Genomic DNA, 14,319 nt, shown 5'->3' on the forward strand with positions numbered 1-14,319 from the left:
TTCCAGCCTTCCATACGTCCACACCCCGTCACACCCCCACCCCAACGTTCCCACGCCCTCCCTTTCTTCCCCCCGAACCCACACCCGACCCCCCTTTCCAGCGGGCGCCGGGCGCGCACCAGGACCAGGAGGTCACCCGTGCAACTCCGCTTGGCCCGCCGCATCGTCCCGCTGGTGACGGCGATCGCCGCGCTGACCGCGATCCCCGCCGCCTCGGCTACCCAGGGCACGGCCCCGATCACGGCCCAGATCACGGCCCAGAGCACAACGCAGGCCACGGACCAGGCCCCGGACCAGGCCACGGCGGCCCGAGGCGCGCACCGGCAGTTCGCCGTCGGTCCGCAGTACGACTCGACCCACGTGTACGTGGCGCCGGGCACCGAGCAGGCCTTCGTGGCGAGTTGGACGTCCACCTTCGGCGGCACCACGATCGGGCCGGTCGCCACCCAGGTGACGCCCACGCCCAGCCGGACGCTGTCCGAGCTGGTGGTCTCGCCGGTCGGCACGCTGTCGGTGTTCGACTACACCACGCCCGTCCCGTACCCCTTCGGCACCGAGCGCACCGGCTGGCTGGTCACCGACCTCGACCAGGCCGTGCGCGCCGCCCGGGCCGACGGCGCGGCCGTCACCGTGGCCCCCTTCGCCGACCCGATCGGCCGGGACGCCGTCATCCAGTTCCCCGGCGGGATCAACGCCCAGCTCTACGTGCACACCACGCCGCCGTCCTACCCCGCCCTGGCGAGCGTGCCGGAGAACCGGCTCTACCTCTCACCCGACGCGGTCGGCGCCTTCCTGCGCAGCTACCTCTCCTTCACCCAGGGCCGCATCGTCTCCGACGACCGCCGCGCCGACGGCGCCGCCATCGGCCTGCCCGGCACGACCTACCGGCTGATCCGCCTGACCTCCGGCTTCGGCACCACGGTCGTCACCGTGACGGACGGCCACCTGCCCCACCCCTACGGCACCGAACTCACCGGCTACGGCGTCCCCGACCTCGGCGCCACCCTCCAGCGCGCCACCGCGGCCGGCGCCACCGTCCTGTCCGGCCCGGTCCGGACGGGCGGCCGCGACAGCGCCATGGTCCGCTTCCCCGGCGGCTACACCGCGGAGCTCCACACCGATCACTGACCCCACTCCTCCGATCCGCGACCGCCACCGGGCGGCCAGGCCCTCCCCGCCTGGCCGCCCATCGGCACGTCCGGGTCCCCCGGCTCACCGCCCCGGCTCTCCGCCCCGGCGCTGGGCACCCCGCCCGACGCAGCACAGCACCCCCGCGACCGCGGCCGGCCGCCCCGACCACCCCACCGCCCGCTCCGGACAGTCGGGCGAGCCCCGCCCCGGGGCCGCCGGGAGCCTGCTGCGAGGCGGGAGACGTGCGGCACCCCGCCTGGCGCGACCGTCGTGCTCGTCCACGACGGCCGCGCCGGGGCGGGGTGCCGGGCTGTGCCGGGGCTGCTCTTCGGATGCCGCCGGGCCGAGGCCCGCCGCAGGCGGACCGCGGTCCGGCTCATGGCGGCGGCCCGGTCAGTCAGGACGCGGTGTCTCGGCTGCCGCCCCCGGCCGCGTACGCCTGCCACTCCCGGGGCGAGACCCCGTACGCCTCGCGGAACGCCCGGCTGAAGTGGGAGTGGCTGACGAAGCCCCACCGGTGTGCGACGGCGGCGACGTTGGGCTGCCGGCGGGCGGGCCGTTCGAGCTCCCGGCGGCAGGCGTCCAGGCGTCGCCCCCGCACCCACTGGCCCACGGTGGTGCCGTCCTGCTGGAACAGCTTGTGCAGGTAGCGCACCGAGATGTGCTGCGAGCGGGCGATCGACTCGGGTGAGAGGTCCGGGTCGGCGAGGTTCTCCTCGATGTGGGCGCGGAGCCGGGTGAGGAGTTCGGCGGCGCCGCTCCGGTGCTCGGGGTCCTCCCGCTGGAGCAGTTCGGTCACCAGGACGGCGACGATGTCGGAGACGCTGCGCGCCAGGTGGTCGCCGGGCCGGGCGCGGTGGGTGCGGGTCTGGCCGGCGAGGGTGCGCAGGAACTGGGAGGCGAGCGAGCCGATGCCCTCGTTCCCGCGTGCCAGTAGGCCGCCGGTGCGCCGGACGTCGCCGTGCCGGACGCCGAGGTGGAAGCAGGGGACGCGGAACCGGATCATCCGGCACCCGGCGTCCTGCAGCAGGCCGGCCGGGTGCGGGGTGGTGTCGATCAGCAGGTCCCCGGGGGCAAGGTCGGTGCTGGCGCCGTGGCGGCGGACCGAGGCCGCGCCGTGGACGTGCAGGGCGACGTACAGGCAGTCGTCGGGGTCGCCCCCGGGCGGCGGGGCGAGGACGTCGATGCAGCCGTTGCCGCCGTCGTCGTAGGCCTGGTCGTCGCCGCCGTCACGGTGGGCCAGGCGCCCACCGTCGTTCGTGATCAGTTGGTGCATGGTGCTCGTTCGGGTCCGTTCGGAAGGTCCGGGGACCGGCGGGTCTCCGGGGGATGAGCGGCAGCTCGTACGGAGGATTCTGGCGACGGTCCGGGGCCGTTGACCACCGACCGGCGTAGGGATTGCCCGACGGAGCTTCATCGCTCTGTAGCAAGGACGGCGCCCCCTCCCGACCCCTGACGTCGCAGGTCAGACCCGGGGACGTCCCCGGGCTGCTGGAGCAGGTCCCACAGCCGCAGTCCCAGGTGGAGGACGAGTCGGTGCGCGCCGTCGTCCAGGTCCAGGCCCGTGATGTCCTGGATCCGGCGCAGGCGGTAGTACAGCGAGGTGCGGTGGACCTCCAGGGCCTCCGCCGTCCTGGGCACCGAGCCCGCGTTGTCCAGGAAGCAGCGCAGGGTCTCCTCCAGCCGGGCGCTGCCCCCGCCGTCCAGCAGGCGCCGCAGCGGCTTGGGCAGCAGCGCCGCGTCGAGCACGCTGTCGGGCAGGTGGAGCAGGACGGCGTACTCCCCGAGCCGCTCCCAGTCCCCGATGCCCTCCAGCCGGGGCAGCCGACGGGCCGCCCGGAGCGCCGCGCGGGCCTGGTCGTGGGAGATCCACGCGTCGGCGAGGCCCGTCCGGCGTCCGCCCACGCCCACCAGCGGGACGGCGTCCGCGTCCAGGAAGGTCCGCAGGGAGCGGAGGATGGCGCGGGACTGCAGGTCCAGGTCCTCGTCCGTCGGTTCCTTCTCGAAGACCTGCACCAGGACCGCCCGGTCCTGGTCGACGGCGGCCAGGCCGCGGGCCGTCCGGGTCCGGCGGAACGGTTCGAGCGCGCCGCGCAGCGCCACCGAGACGTGCCCGGACGGCCCGCGCCGGCCGGCGACGGCCACGCCGGTGACCACGACGTGGGGGCCGGCCGGCAGCAGTCCGTCGTCCAGCAGGCACCGGTGCGCGGCGCAGCGCAGTGCCACGTCCGAGCCGACCAGGTGGTGCACCAGCCGGCGGGTGCGCTCCTCGGCGGCGTCCGAGGCGAGCCGCTCGGCGTACATCTCGACGGCCACGGCGCGGGCGGCCCGGTCGATGGCCTCGGTCTCGGCCGGTGTGAGGGGCTTGGCCGCCACGACCATCAGGATGCCCAGCACGTGGCCCCGTTCGCGGATCGGGACGCAGTAGCGCGGCTGCAGTCCCAGGTCGTCCCGGCCCGGCAGGACGCCCGGGCCGGTCCACCGGGCGACCCCCTGCGCCAGCACGTAGTGGATGGCCTCGTCGTCCGCGATGCCCTGCAGCAGCGTGCGGACCCGTACCGGGTCCTCGTCCCCGAAGTGCCGGCTGGTGCAGATCATCCGCACCAGCGGGTCGTCGAGGACGACGGACCGCCCCAACTCCTCGGCCAGGCCGTCCACCAGTGCCTGGAGCGCCTCGCCTCCCGGACGCGCGCGCCGACTCCACCTCTTCATGATCAATTGCCTCCCGGGGGGCATTGATACAGGGGGTGAAACCGGCCGGACAAGCCTCCGACAAACCGAGGAACCGAGGGCCGCGACACGCCCGGGCCACACCCACACGGAGCGTCCGACACCCCCCGACCAGCGCGCTCGCCCCCACCAACTGCCCTGCACGCCACCATCATTGACGGAGCATCACCTACAAACGCCCCTACCCCCCGGCCCGCACCCCCCACGACGCGAAGCAGCCCCGCCACCGCCCGCGGCCCGGACGGACGGTGCACGGATCGTCATGTCGCGGTGCACCGCCGGAACACCTGCCCCACCTGCGCCGCCTAGCCTGGGGAGCGGCTCCGCCTCCCCCTGTTCCCGGCAGCTCCCAGGGCCCGGGGGCGAGAGCACCGGCCCGCCCCGCCCCCGCGCACCGGCCGGACGCCCTTCCCCCACGCCCCACGGGCCGCCCGTCCCGGCACGCGCCCCGCACCACCCAGGAGAACCCATGCCCACCCACCACCCCCTCCCGGAGGCCACCAGCACCGACCTCCTCCTCGACGCCCGACTCGTCCTCGGCGAGCACGACGCCGTCGACGTCCCGGTGCGCCTCGGCTACCGCAGCGACGACCCCCTCGCCGTGGCCCTGGAGTTCCTCGGGCCCGCCGCGGAAGCGGGCGTCTGGCGCTTCGCCCGCGACCTCCTCTGGGAGGGCCTGCAGAAACCCAGCGGACTCGGCGACGTCCGCATCTGGCCGCCCTGCCCCTGCCACGGCCGCCCCCACCTGCGCGTCATGCTCCGGGGACACGGCGCCGTCGTCCTCCTCGACCTCCCCGCCCGCCAAGTCCGCCGCTGGCTCCGCCGGGAGACCTTCCCCCTGGTACCCCCCGGCTCCGAAGGCCCCCTCCTCGACTGGTCCACCCCGCCCCGCTGAGGCGGCAGTGACGCGCAGTCCCGCCCCGGACGGTCTGCGGTCAGACCTGACTCGCGGAGGCGAACCGGACGAACGCCGCCCAACCAGCCGACTCGATGCGGAGGACCGGCCCTTCCGGGTCCTTCGAGTCACGGACGTGGACGAGGGCTCCTGTCAGCGCCACTTCCACGCACTGTCCGCCTTCCGCACCACTATGACTGCTTTTGAACCAGGCCAAGGCCTGCGACTCTCCGGTGCTCTCGTCGGCATTCATAGCTCTCCCAGCAACTTCTCGACGTACGCCAGTGACTCACGAGGGGTCAGCGCCTGCGCGCGGATGATCCCATGACGTGCGGCGAGGGCGCGGACTTCCTCGCGATCAGTGACCAGTGTGCTATGCCCCTGCATCTCCATGTAACCGATCTGTTCGCCGCCCTTGCGGGTGAACAAGGTGAAGCCGCCGTCGATACCCGCATTGTCCTCACGGTCGAGGGGCATGACCTGCGCCTCCACATTGCGTCGTTGCCCGACCAGGAGAATCTGCTCCAGCTGGCCGCGCATCACCGCTACACCGCCGAGTCGCCGCAGCAGCACGGACTCCTCCATGACGAAACTCATCAGCGGGGAGACCCGGGATGCGAACAGCTCCTGCCGAGCCAAGCGGGCGGCCACTCGCTGCTCGATAACGCTCTCTTCCAGGAGAGGCCTGCGCATCGCGAGCAGCGCCCGCATGTATTCCTCGGTCTGCAGCAGGCCATTCACCACATGGATGTCGTAGGTCTGCAGCTCCACCGCCTCCGCCTCCAGCTTGGCGGCGTCCCGGAAGAACGCGGGGTACCGGGCCCGGGCGACCTCGTCCTTCATCGCGATCAGCACGCCGCCCGCGTTCAGCTCGTGATCCGCCCTGTCGATCAGCTCGGGCCGGGGAATCCTCCGCCCGAGCTCCACCGAGGCGATCAGGTCCTCGCCGTACCCCAACCGGGCGCCCAACTGGGCCCGGGACAGACCCGCCCGCTCCCGCAGGAGCTTCAATTGCCGCCCGAAGGCGCGTAGAAGGCCTGCCCCGTCGTCCTGTTCCGCCATGTCGACCACCTCCGGCCCGCCAAGTCCACCCGGACATCCGCCCACGATCGGCTAGCGGAACCCTACGGAACGCAACCGGTCGGGGTGTCCGGAATACTGCGAATTCACCCGCTACGCGGCTGGTGCGACGGCCGCACCCCGCAGCAGGCCGCGCGCGCGTTCCGCGCCCCGGCGGTTGCGTTCGACCACGGCCACATCCGGCCCGGCCTGAGGAGGTGCTACTCCCCTACAGCGTCCGCAGATCACGCCGCCACCCGGCACGGGATCCGCGCAACTCGCGCATTCCCCCATGCCACCGGCCGCAGCGCCGGGCGCGGCGACGACCGCCCCCGGCATCCGTCGCTCCAGGCGTGCTCGCACGAAGCCCGCCGGCGCGAGCACATGCGGGGGCAGACCGCCCAACAGGGCCTCCCGCAGCCGCCCGACGTCCGGATCCCGGGCGAGCCAGTCCGCCACGAGCGGCGCGAGATCGAGGACTTCAGCCGCCCCCAACCGCAACCGCCGGTCCCGGGCGGTCAACCGACCGAGCAACCCGGCTGCTTCTCCCTCGCCGCACCCCGCGCGGGAGGAGGTGTTCCCCTCGGTCTTCTCCCCCTTGGGGGAGGTGCCGACTTCCCGACGCTCCCCCTCACCGAGTGCCGGGTTTCGGACCGAATCGCACCAGGCCGCCTCGATCTCGTCCGCCTCCGTCAGCGGCACGCTGCTGACGAGGACGCGGGTCGTCCACGTGCCCTTCGTCGGGTGCTGGGAGCGCCGGACGTGCAGGTAGCCCTCCTCGATCAGCTGGGCCCGCGCGCGGGCGATCGCCGTGCGCCCTTCGGGCATCCGCCTGCCGATGGTGAGGACGGTGTCCCGGCTGCCGGGCGGCAGCGACAGCGCCCACAGCAGCAGTGTCTTCGCGGTGGCCCGCAGACGCGGGTGGCGGACGATCTCGTGTGACGCCCGTACATAGCGTTCGGGCGCGATAAAGTGCACGTGCATGAGGAGTGCTGCTTCCTTGTGCCCGACCCCGGGGTGTTCCAGCACCGCCGGGGTCATCTCTTGATCTGTAGCCGGACGGTAGCACGCGGTGACCGCCTCCCGCCCCCGAATCCGTGAACCGCCGGCCTCAGCCCGCTCGGCCGCAGACGGCACCGGACTCCGCCGCTATCAGCCGCACCTGGCACACCTGGCACACCGTCAATGTGAGGGGTTCACCGGCCGCCCGCTCCCAGAGCGCCGCCGCGCACCTCGTTCAGCGTCAGAACGCGCCGGTCGTCCACCTTCGTTCCCGTGCGCGGCCTACCCGCAAGGACCTCCTCGACACCCGCGTACACGGCTGCCCGCCGGCCGTACACGGCCCGGCCGTACGCGCGTCGCCGCTGGTCACGGCCTCTCCGCGCCCGGCACGCTCCTGCCCATGACATCCCTGGACAGCCCCAGCACTCCCGAAGCGACCACTCCTCTCCGGGAGTTCGCCACGCGGTTCCGCCCCACCCCGCGCGGTGCCCGGCTCGCCCGCCGACTCGTCTCCCGCCGCCTCGACGACTGGGGGTACGGCTACGACTCCCCGCTCAACGAAACCCTGGCCCTGATCACCGCCGAACTCGCCTCCAACGCCGCCCGCCACGGCCGCGTCCCCGGCCGGGACTTCGCCGTCCGGCTCGCCGAGCACCCCGGCGTCCTCCGCATCGAGGTATCCGACACCCGCGCCGAACGGACGCCGCCGACCGCTCCCCCGGCCCTGCCCACCGACGCCGAGTCCGGTCGAGGACTGCTCCTGGTCGCCGCCCTCGCCGACGACTGGGGTACCTCCCCGCGCTCGGCAGCCCCGGGCAAGACGGTCTGGGCGGAGTGCCGGCGTCGGTAGTCCCGGAGTCGTCCCCCTCCCCCACGAACCGAGCAGTAGGATGACCGTACGTATGCCGGTCGTCACCGGCGCATCGGGGGCAGGGGACACATGAACGACATCCGGAGGCCCTGCGCCGACAAGCCTCCACGCACAGTGGGGCGCGGGCGGTGACGGGCTGTCCCAGCGAGCCGACTGCGCGAAGAGCCGGGCCGGCGCGCAGAACATGGACGACTTCCTGATGCGCGGGAGCAGCACGGCCCCCGGAAACCGCCCTTCGTCCGCGTCAACCCGGACCGGTACCGGACCGACGTCGGACGACCAGCGCCCCCCCTCGCCCGTTCCGGGCACGCGGCCCACTGGTCCTCGTCTGCGCGAGCTGGCTGTGCACCGTGCCCACGGTCATCGCGGACGGCGACGTCCATGCGCTCGTCAGCCGGTGCCACGACGGCCCCGGCGCCCCGGCCTACGTCCTACCGCTGGCCTGGACCGGCCTGGCGTTGGGGATCGGCGCGCTCTGCTGGGGCGGTTGGCAGCTTTTCACCGCCCTGCGACGGAAGGACCTGCGGCTCAGCCTGGGGCACGGCCTGCTCTGCGTCCTCCTCCCGGCGGCGACCATCGGCCTCCCGTTCCAGTACGCCCTTGCGCAGACCGCCGCCCACGACACCGGCCCGCAGCGGAGCAGCTGCTTCGGGAACGGCCCGCTTCGCATCACCGTCGACGCTGCGGGAGGCCCCCGAACACACGGTGTCGACATCTTCCGGCACGGCGAGCCGGGCCCCTCCTGAAGGCCGTTCTCACGCCCTGGGACACGTCACGACGCCAAGCCGGTCGGCCGCAGAACAGGAAGCGCCCGGGTGAGCCCGTCCCCGGGGCCCGTCCCTTGTCCGCGCCTGCACGGAACGCGCGATGCGACGACCCCCGGGCCGCCCTCCGAACGGCCTCCCCCGGAGGGGCCGGCGGCGCGGAACGCCCGGGCGCGTGCCCCCGGGTCAGCGCTCCCGCCCGCGGGGCTTCAGGGGCAGCGCGGGGAGCTCGGGGGCGGGGAGGCGGTCGCCGGCGTAGCCGTGGACCTCGCCGAAGCGGGTGCCGGTCATCCAGTCGGCGCGGGCCTGGGCGATGTCCTCGGTGGAGCGGCCGATGAAGTTCCACCACATGACGATCTTCTCGTCGAAGGGTTCGCCGCCGAGGAGGAGGACGGCGGCGTCGGTGTAGGCGTGGAGGGGGAGGTCTGGGCGGCCGCAGCCGAGGTAGAGCATGGAGCCGGGTTCGACGGGGACGCCGTCGACGTCGGCCCGGCCGGACATGGCGAGGACGGCGTACTCGAAGTCGGGGACGAGGGGGAGCCGGAGGTCCGCGCCCTCGGTGAGGGCGAGGTCGGCGCCGACCAGGGGGGTGTGGGTGGTGCCCGGCGAGGTGGCGGTGTCGAGGGTGCCGAGGATGACGGTGCCGCGCAGCCCGGGGGCGGTGACGACGGGCAGGTCGGGGTGGTGCTCGAAGGCGGGGGCGGTGTGCCGGCGGGCCTCCGGGAGGGCCACCCAGAGCTGGGCGCCGTGCAGGTGGCGGGCGTGCGGGCGCGGGGACTCCTCGGAGTGCGAGATCGCCCGGCCGGAGGTCATCAGGCCCAGCTCGTACGGCCGGACGGTCTGCAGGCTGCCGAGGCTGTCGCGGTGCAGCACCTCGCCCTCGTGCAGCCAGCTGACCGTCTGCAGGCCCATGTGCGGGTGCGGCGGCACCTGCATGCCGGGCTCGTCGGCGATGTCGTCGGGGCCGTAGTGGTCGACGAAGCACCAGGCGCCGACCATCCGGCGGCCCAGGTTGGGGAGCAGGCGGCGGACCACCGTGCTTCCCCCGAGCGGGACGTGACGGGGCGTCAGCAGATCCCTCACCGGGCCGGGGCCGGCCTCGCGGCCGCAGGTGGTCGGGGCGGGCTTGAGGTCGAGGTTGCTCATCGCGGTTCCACCACCGTACGAGGAGGGGCTGGCGGAGGGGAGCCCGCAGGAGGGCTCCCTCACCGATCATCCGGCAGCGGCCGACGTTCCTCCACCCGTGCCCGCCCCGTCCGGCGCCCCGCCGGCCGACGCCCGGCGCTGGGCACCCGGTCGCGAGCACCCCGCCCAGGCCGCCCCGCCCCCGACCCCAGGCAGCCCCCGACCGCGCCCCGTAAGCCCCGGGCCGTAAGCCCCCAGGCCCGGCCCCCGCCCCGACTCAGTGCCGGCAGGCCCACCAGGCGTCCGCCGACGCCTGGTCGGCGAGCTCCCGCAGCTTGCGGACCGCCTCCGCCGGGTCCTCCGCCCCGTACACCGCCGAGCCGGCCACGAACACGTCCGCGCCGGCCTCGGCGCAGCGCTCGATGGTGCTCGCCGAGACGCCGCCGTCGACCTGCAGCCACAGCTCCAGGTCGTGCTTGGCGATGAGCTCCCGGGTGCGGCGGATCTTCGGCAGCATGATGTCCAGGAACGCCTGGCCGCCGAAGCCGGGCTCGACGGTCATGATCAGCAGCATGTCGAGCTCGGGCAGCAGGTCCTCGTACGGCTCGATCGGCGTGCCGGGCTTGAGCGCCATGGAGGCCCGGGCGCCCTTGGCGCGGATCTCGCGGGCGAGCCGGACGGGCGCGGCGGCGGCCTCGACGTGGAAGGTGACCGAGCCGGCGCCGGCCTCGACGTACTGGGGGGCCCAGCGGTCCGGGTCCTCGATCATCAGGTGCAGGTCGAGCGGGATGTCGGTGGCGCGGGCGAGCGACTCGACCACCGGGACGCCCAGGGTCAGGTTGGGCACGAAGTGGTTGTCCATGACGTCCACGTGCAGCCAGTCGGAACCCCGGACGGCCTCGGCCTCGTCGGCGAGCCGGGCGAAGTCCGCGGACAGGATGCTGGGGTTGATCTGGGCCATGACCGACTACCTTCACATGAGGGCTGGGGCGCCCCGGGATCGGGCACCTCGCCCCATCATCTCGCGCCGTCCCACCGCCGACCGCACACGGTGACCCCCGCGTGACCGTCATCACACCCGCGCCGGGGTTACCGGGGCCGTCGCCGTGGTCATCAGCCCTGGAACGGTCCGCGCACCCGCCGGAGCGACCCGTCCCCGGGCCGCCACGACGCCCGCGGACCGTCCCGAAACACGGGCCGCCACGGCACCCGCCGGACCGTCCCGACCAGCCGAGCTCCCGCTCCCACCCGGAGCTCCGTCCGAGGAAGGTCTCCCGATGACCGATCTCGTCCACCCCGCCCGCGCGCTGTGGTGGCTCTTCGAGCCGGTGCACGCCGTCACCTACTTCCAGCCCGAGGGGCGCGCCGCCTTCGAGGAGGCCGGACTGCACGGCCGGCTGCACGGCTACTTCGCGAGCCGCTCGGCCCCGCTCGGCGCGGTGGACGCGGCGCCGGTGGTGGCCGCCTTCTTCACCTTCGCCCCGGCGATGGTGGAGCGCGCGCTGCCGGAGGTGTGGACGCTCGCGAGCCCCGAGGAGGCGCTGGCCGCCCGTCTGAAGGGCTCGGCGGCGACGCTGGCCCGGCTGCTGGAGCGGGTGGACCCGGAGCAGGTCGAGCTGGTCGCGGAGACCCTGGAGCGGGCCGCGTCCCGACTGGACTGCGCCGGCCGGGTGCTGGCCGCCGCCAACGCGGCGCTCCCGCGGCCCAGCGGCCGGTACGAGCGGCTCTGGCAGGCCGCCACCGTGATGCGCGAGCACCGCGGGGACGGCCACGTGGCCGCGCTGGTGGCGGCCGGACTGGACGGCTGCGAGGCGCTGGTGGTCCGGTGCGCGATGGACATGCGGCGGGAGATGATACAGCCGCTGCGCGGGTGGACGGACGCCGAGTGGGAGGCGGCCGCGGAGCGCCTGGTCGAACGCGGCTGGCTGACCGAACGGGGCACGCTCACCGAGCTCGGCCGGATGGGCCACCAGTCGCTGGAGGCCGCCACCGACCTCGCCGCCGCCCGGGTCTGGGAGGACTACCCGCGCGCCGAACTCGACCGGCTGGCGGCGGCGTTGAAGCCGATGTCGGCGCTGTGTCGCAGCGGACAGCCGGTCAACCCGGCGGGGCTGCCTGACCAGCCGTAGGGCAGATCCCGGGCCGGCCGTCAGCGGGGCCGGCCCGGCCGACTTTCGGCAGCGGCGGACGTCGGCAGCGCCGACCCGACCGGCCGTCAGCAGCGCCGAGCCGGCCGGCCGCAGACCGCGCGGCCCCGGCGGCGCGCCCCCTCAGACGCCGGGCGGCGGCCCCAGGACGATCCCCCGCCCGGCGTAGAACGCCCCGAACGACCGCCACGGCACGCGCGCGAAGGCCTGCGACTCCCCCGGGAAACCGGACGGGTTGTGGATCACCAGCGCCGTGTCCGTGGCGCCCACGGCCAGTACGAGGTGCCCGCCGCGCCGCACCGGCGCCGGCCCGCCCGGCTCCCGGATCGACGGGTGCACCGACAGCATCACCAGCCGACCGCCGACCACCTCGGCGGCCACCTCCTCGGGCGTCAACTCCCCTGCCTGCGCCACCAGTCCCCACCGCCGCCGGACGTAGTCGGCGAACGGCTGGTGGATCAGCCCGCGCAGGTTCTCGCCGTCCCGCACGTACGCACCGGCGGCCATGCACTCACCCGCGAGCGCCATCGCCGTCGGTGTCACGCCCCACCAGTGCTCCAGCACCATCCGCAGGCAGGCCACCCCGCACAGCCGCCACGACCACCACGCGTACTCCTCGGGATCGGCCGCCCCGGACTCGCCCCACCGCGGGTCCGCCGACGCGTTCAGCCGTCCGTCGACGATCTCGCGCACCAGCTCGGGCGACTCCCACTGCGCGCGGTACGGCACCTCGTGCACCACAACCTCGTCCGCCATCCCCCGACGCTCTCACGCCGGGGCGACCGACCGACTCACGACACTCCTGAGTACCCGTACTCAGGCGCCCGACCTGCGGCTTTTCCTATCGCGATGACGCCGCGGAGAACCACCGGGCACACCGAGGACGACCGAGGGCCGAGGCCCGGGAGGCGACGCCGATGAACGCCGGAGCAAAGGTACTGCTGGGTCTGCTGAGCGTCCTGGCGGCGGGTGCCCTGATCGTCATCGGACCATGGCTCTACCTCGCGGCCACCCTGGGGCCCGACTCGCCCCCCGCCCCCGCCACCTACGCGCCCGGCGCGGCCGTCGGGCCCACGCCGTCCCCGGCGGCCGCCTCCCCGACGGCCCCCTCCCCGAGCCGCTTCCCGGCGCCGGCCGAATCGCCCGCCCCGCCCGTCTCGCTCGACCGGTAGGCCAGCCGCTGCGCCGCGTGCCGTCCGCGCTGCTCCACGGGGACCGCCCCGGTGGCACGGGCCAGGCCGAACGGCGGCATGTCGAAGTAGATCGACTCGTACCCGCCCTCCGGCGCGATGTACGTCTCGTGCCAGAGCCCGACGTGCCCGCGGGCCTTGCCCTCGCGCAGCTTGCGGTTGGCGATGCCCCACACGGTGTGGTGGAAGCCGTCCGGCGCCGTGGCGTAGCCGTACAGCTTCTCCTTGGACTCCCAGTACTGGACGACGTAGTAGGTGCGCGGCGAGGCGGTGAGCAGCACCCGCGCGAGCAGGCCGCGTTCCCGGCCGCGCTCGGAGCCGCGGCGCAGTTCCCAGAGCATCCGGAACATCGCGAACATCACCGGGCCCCAGTGGTGGACGGCCCAGAACCGGTTGATCCGCATGCCGATCAGCAGGACGACGGTGTCGCCGGTGGCGGCGGCGGTGGTGTAACCCCGCAGCGGCTTGGCGGACACCGACCGGACGAACGCGCCCTCCGCCCCGACGGCCGCGCCCGCCGACCCACCGGACGTGCCCCCCGCCCCGACGGACGTGCTCTCCGCGTGCATCCCGGCCTCCCCCTGCCCGCACCCATGTAATCGGTGATTACATCAGCGCGCGACGACCCGGTCAAGGCTCGTCACCACCACAATTCGGCTACGTCGCAGGACGGTTGACCATCGCGATGCCCTGCCCGAAGGTGTCCAGCACCTGCCCGGCCAGCTCCTCCGCCCGCTCCGGCGGCAGGTAGCCGTCGACGATCATCTGCGCCAGCCCGTACACCAGCGCCTGCCCGGCCAGCGTGACCAGCGCCGGGTCGCCCGGCCGCAGCCGACCCGCCTCCTGGTCCGCGACGACCACGTCCGTCAACGCCCGGTCGATCCCGTCCAACCGCTCCCGCAGCTCCGGCTCCGGCGCGGACGTGAACACCCGTGAGCGCACCAGCTCGAACCGCCGCGGATGCCGCATCGCGTACCGGACGAACCCCAGTCCGACCGTCCGCATCACCGAGCCGCCACCCGAGCCACCGCCCGGCCCGCCACTCGACTCCCCGCCCGACCCGGCGGTCGACCCGGCGCCAGGCCCGGCGGCCGCCACCTCCGCCTCCTGCCACCGCATCAGGTCCGCCAGCACCCGGTCCGCCAACGCGGTCAACAGCGCCTCCCGGTCGGCGAAGTGCCGGAACGGCGCCCCCGCCGACACCCCCGCCCGGCGGGCCACCTCCCGCACACTGACCTTCGCCTGCCCCTGCTCGTCCAGCACCTCCAACGCCGCCGCGATCAGCGCCTCCGGCAACGCCCCGTGGTGGTACGCCCCCCGGCTCTTCGTCTCCCTCATGCCCGCCTTGCTACCACAGCCGACCGGCCCCGCCCCCTCCGTCCGGGGGCGGGGCCGGCAGCCTCCG

Annotated in this window: 15 protein-coding genes; 5 read left to right on the top strand and 10 right to left on the bottom strand. The window is 74.4% G+C overall.

Annotation, left to right across the window (positions count from 1 at the left end; translation table 11 throughout):
• The first annotated feature begins 138 nt into the window (after positions 1-138).
• A complete protein-coding gene (locus tag ACZ6Y7_RS29415) occupies positions 139-1,128 on the top strand; it encodes a VOC family protein (RefSeq protein ID WP_465760984.1) in 990 nt (329 codons plus the stop codon).
• Between the two features lie 400 nt (positions 1,129-1,528).
• On the opposite strand, the gene ACZ6Y7_RS29420 is transcribed toward ACZ6Y7_RS29415, so the two are convergent.
• Positions 1,529-2,407 carry a helix-turn-helix domain-containing protein gene (locus tag ACZ6Y7_RS29420; protein WP_465760985.1) on the bottom strand — a complete coding sequence of 293 codons (879 nt, stop codon included), beginning with the start codon at positions 2,405-2,407 and terminating at the stop codon, positions 1,529-1,531.
• A 137-nt stretch (positions 2,408-2,544) separates the two neighbouring features.
• Positions 2,545-3,843, bottom strand: a complete 1,299-nt coding sequence (locus ACZ6Y7_RS29425; protein ID WP_465760986.1) for a PucR family transcriptional regulator — start codon at positions 3,841-3,843, stop codon at positions 2,545-2,547.
• Positions 3,844-4,330: 487 nt separating this feature from the next.
• Between ACZ6Y7_RS29425 and ACZ6Y7_RS29430 the strand changes: the two genes are divergently transcribed.
• Positions 4,331-4,756: an SsgA family sporulation/cell division regulator gene (locus tag ACZ6Y7_RS29430; protein ID WP_465760987.1), complete on the top strand. Its 426-nt coding sequence runs from the start codon at positions 4,331-4,333 to the stop codon at positions 4,754-4,756.
• A 40-nt stretch (positions 4,757-4,796) separates the two neighbouring features.
• On the opposite strand, the gene ACZ6Y7_RS29435 is transcribed toward ACZ6Y7_RS29430, so the two are convergent.
• From ACZ6Y7_RS29435 to ACZ6Y7_RS29445, 3 genes are all read right to left on the bottom strand, one after another.
• Positions 4,797-5,009, bottom strand: a complete 213-nt coding sequence (locus tag ACZ6Y7_RS29435) for a DUF397 domain-containing protein (protein ID WP_465760988.1) — start codon at positions 5,007-5,009, stop codon at positions 4,797-4,799.
• Positions 5,006-5,818: a helix-turn-helix domain-containing protein gene (locus ACZ6Y7_RS29440; RefSeq protein WP_465760989.1), complete on the bottom strand. Its 813-nt coding sequence runs from the start codon at positions 5,816-5,818 to the stop codon at positions 5,006-5,008. The genes ACZ6Y7_RS29435 and ACZ6Y7_RS29440 overlap by 4 nt, the downstream gene beginning before the upstream one ends.
• Positions 5,819-5,929: 111 nt before the next feature.
• Positions 5,930-6,856, bottom strand: a complete 927-nt coding sequence (locus ACZ6Y7_RS29445; RefSeq protein ID WP_465760990.1) for a hypothetical protein — start codon at positions 6,854-6,856, stop codon at positions 5,930-5,932.
• A 361-nt stretch (positions 6,857-7,217) separates the two neighbouring features.
• On the opposite strand from ACZ6Y7_RS29445, the gene ACZ6Y7_RS29450 reads away from it, so the two are divergent.
• Both ACZ6Y7_RS29450 and ACZ6Y7_RS29455 read left to right on the top strand, forming a co-directional pair.
• Positions 7,218-7,667 carry an ATP-binding protein gene (locus ACZ6Y7_RS29450; RefSeq protein WP_465760991.1) on the top strand — a complete coding sequence of 150 codons (450 nt, stop codon included), beginning with the start codon at positions 7,218-7,220 and terminating at the stop codon, positions 7,665-7,667.
• Positions 7,668-8,038: 371 nt separating this feature from the next.
• Positions 8,039-8,434: a hypothetical protein gene (locus tag ACZ6Y7_RS29455; RefSeq protein ID WP_465760992.1), complete on the top strand. Its 396-nt coding sequence runs from the start codon at positions 8,039-8,041 to the stop codon at positions 8,432-8,434.
• A gap of 204 nt (positions 8,435-8,638) precedes the next feature.
• On the opposite strand, the gene ACZ6Y7_RS29460 is transcribed toward ACZ6Y7_RS29455, so the two are convergent.
• A complete protein-coding gene (locus ACZ6Y7_RS29460; protein WP_465760993.1) occupies positions 8,639-9,598 on the bottom strand; it encodes a pirin family protein in 960 nt (319 codons plus the stop codon).
• Between the two features lie 256 nt (positions 9,599-9,854).
• Entirely contained in the window at positions 9,855-10,538 is a 684-nt protein-coding gene (gene rpe / locus ACZ6Y7_RS29465) for a ribulose-phosphate 3-epimerase (RefSeq protein ID WP_465760994.1), read from the bottom strand.
• A 316-nt stretch (positions 10,539-10,854) separates the two neighbouring features.
• On the opposite strand from rpe, the gene ACZ6Y7_RS29470 reads away from it, so the two are divergent.
• A complete protein-coding gene (locus ACZ6Y7_RS29470) occupies positions 10,855-11,706 on the top strand; it encodes an SCO6745 family protein (RefSeq protein ID WP_465760995.1) in 852 nt (283 codons plus the stop codon).
• 141 nt (positions 11,707-11,847) lie between these two features.
• On the opposite strand, the gene ACZ6Y7_RS29475 is transcribed toward ACZ6Y7_RS29470, so the two are convergent.
• The 3 genes from ACZ6Y7_RS29475 to ACZ6Y7_RS29485 form a co-directional block, all read right to left on the bottom strand.
• Positions 11,848-12,480 (bottom strand): C39 family peptidase, encoded by a 633-nt coding sequence (locus ACZ6Y7_RS29475; protein ID WP_465760996.1) that lies wholly within the window; start codon positions 12,478-12,480, stop codon positions 11,848-11,850.
• Between the two features lie 289 nt (positions 12,481-12,769).
• Complete coding sequence (locus ACZ6Y7_RS29480; protein ID WP_465761110.1) at positions 12,770-13,390, bottom strand: DUF4188 domain-containing protein; 621 nt, start codon at positions 13,388-13,390, stop codon at positions 12,770-12,772.
• 181 nt (positions 13,391-13,571) lie between these two features.
• Positions 13,572-14,252 (bottom strand): TetR/AcrR family transcriptional regulator, encoded by a 681-nt coding sequence (locus tag ACZ6Y7_RS29485; protein ID WP_465760997.1) that lies wholly within the window; start codon positions 14,250-14,252, stop codon positions 13,572-13,574.
• Positions 14,253-14,319 lie beyond the last annotated feature (67 nt).

The organism is Kitasatospora sp. NPDC053308, from assembly GCF_055585785.1.

Coding starts and splice junctions, on each gene's coding strand:
- ACZ6Y7_RS29420 (WP_465760985.1), bottom strand. CDS start 2,407: ATGCACCAACTGATCACGAACGACGGTGGGCGCCTGGCCCACCGTGAC.
- ACZ6Y7_RS29425 (WP_465760986.1), bottom strand. CDS start 3,843: ATGAAGAGGTGGAGTCGGCGCGCGCGTCCGGGAGGCGAGGCGCTCCAG.
- ACZ6Y7_RS29430 (WP_465760987.1), top strand. CDS start 4,331: ATGCCCACCCACCACCCCCTCCCGGAGGCCACCAGCACCGACCTCCTC.
- ACZ6Y7_RS29435 (WP_465760988.1), bottom strand. CDS start 5,009: ATGAATGCCGACGAGAGCACCGGAGAGTCGCAGGCCTTGGCCTGGTTC.
- ACZ6Y7_RS29440 (WP_465760989.1), bottom strand. CDS start 5,818: ATGGCGGAACAGGACGACGGGGCAGGCCTTCTACGCGCCTTCGGGCGG.
- ACZ6Y7_RS29445 (WP_465760990.1), bottom strand. CDS start 6,856: ATGACCCCGGCGGTGCTGGAACACCCCGGGGTCGGGCACAAGGAAGCA.
- ACZ6Y7_RS29450 (WP_465760991.1), top strand. CDS start 7,218: ATGACATCCCTGGACAGCCCCAGCACTCCCGAAGCGACCACTCCTCTC.
- ACZ6Y7_RS29460 (WP_465760993.1), bottom strand. CDS start 9,598: ATGAGCAACCTCGACCTCAAGCCCGCCCCGACCACCTGCGGCCGCGAG.
- rpe (WP_465760994.1), bottom strand. CDS start 10,538: ATGGCCCAGATCAACCCCAGCATCCTGTCCGCGGACTTCGCCCGGCTC.
- ACZ6Y7_RS29470 (WP_465760995.1), top strand. CDS start 10,855: ATGACCGATCTCGTCCACCCCGCCCGCGCGCTGTGGTGGCTCTTCGAG.
- ACZ6Y7_RS29475 (WP_465760996.1), bottom strand. CDS start 12,480: ATGGCGGACGAGGTTGTGGTGCACGAGGTGCCGTACCGCGCGCAGTGG.
- ACZ6Y7_RS29485 (WP_465760997.1), bottom strand. CDS start 14,252: ATGAGGGAGACGAAGAGCCGGGGGGCGTACCACCACGGGGCGTTGCCG.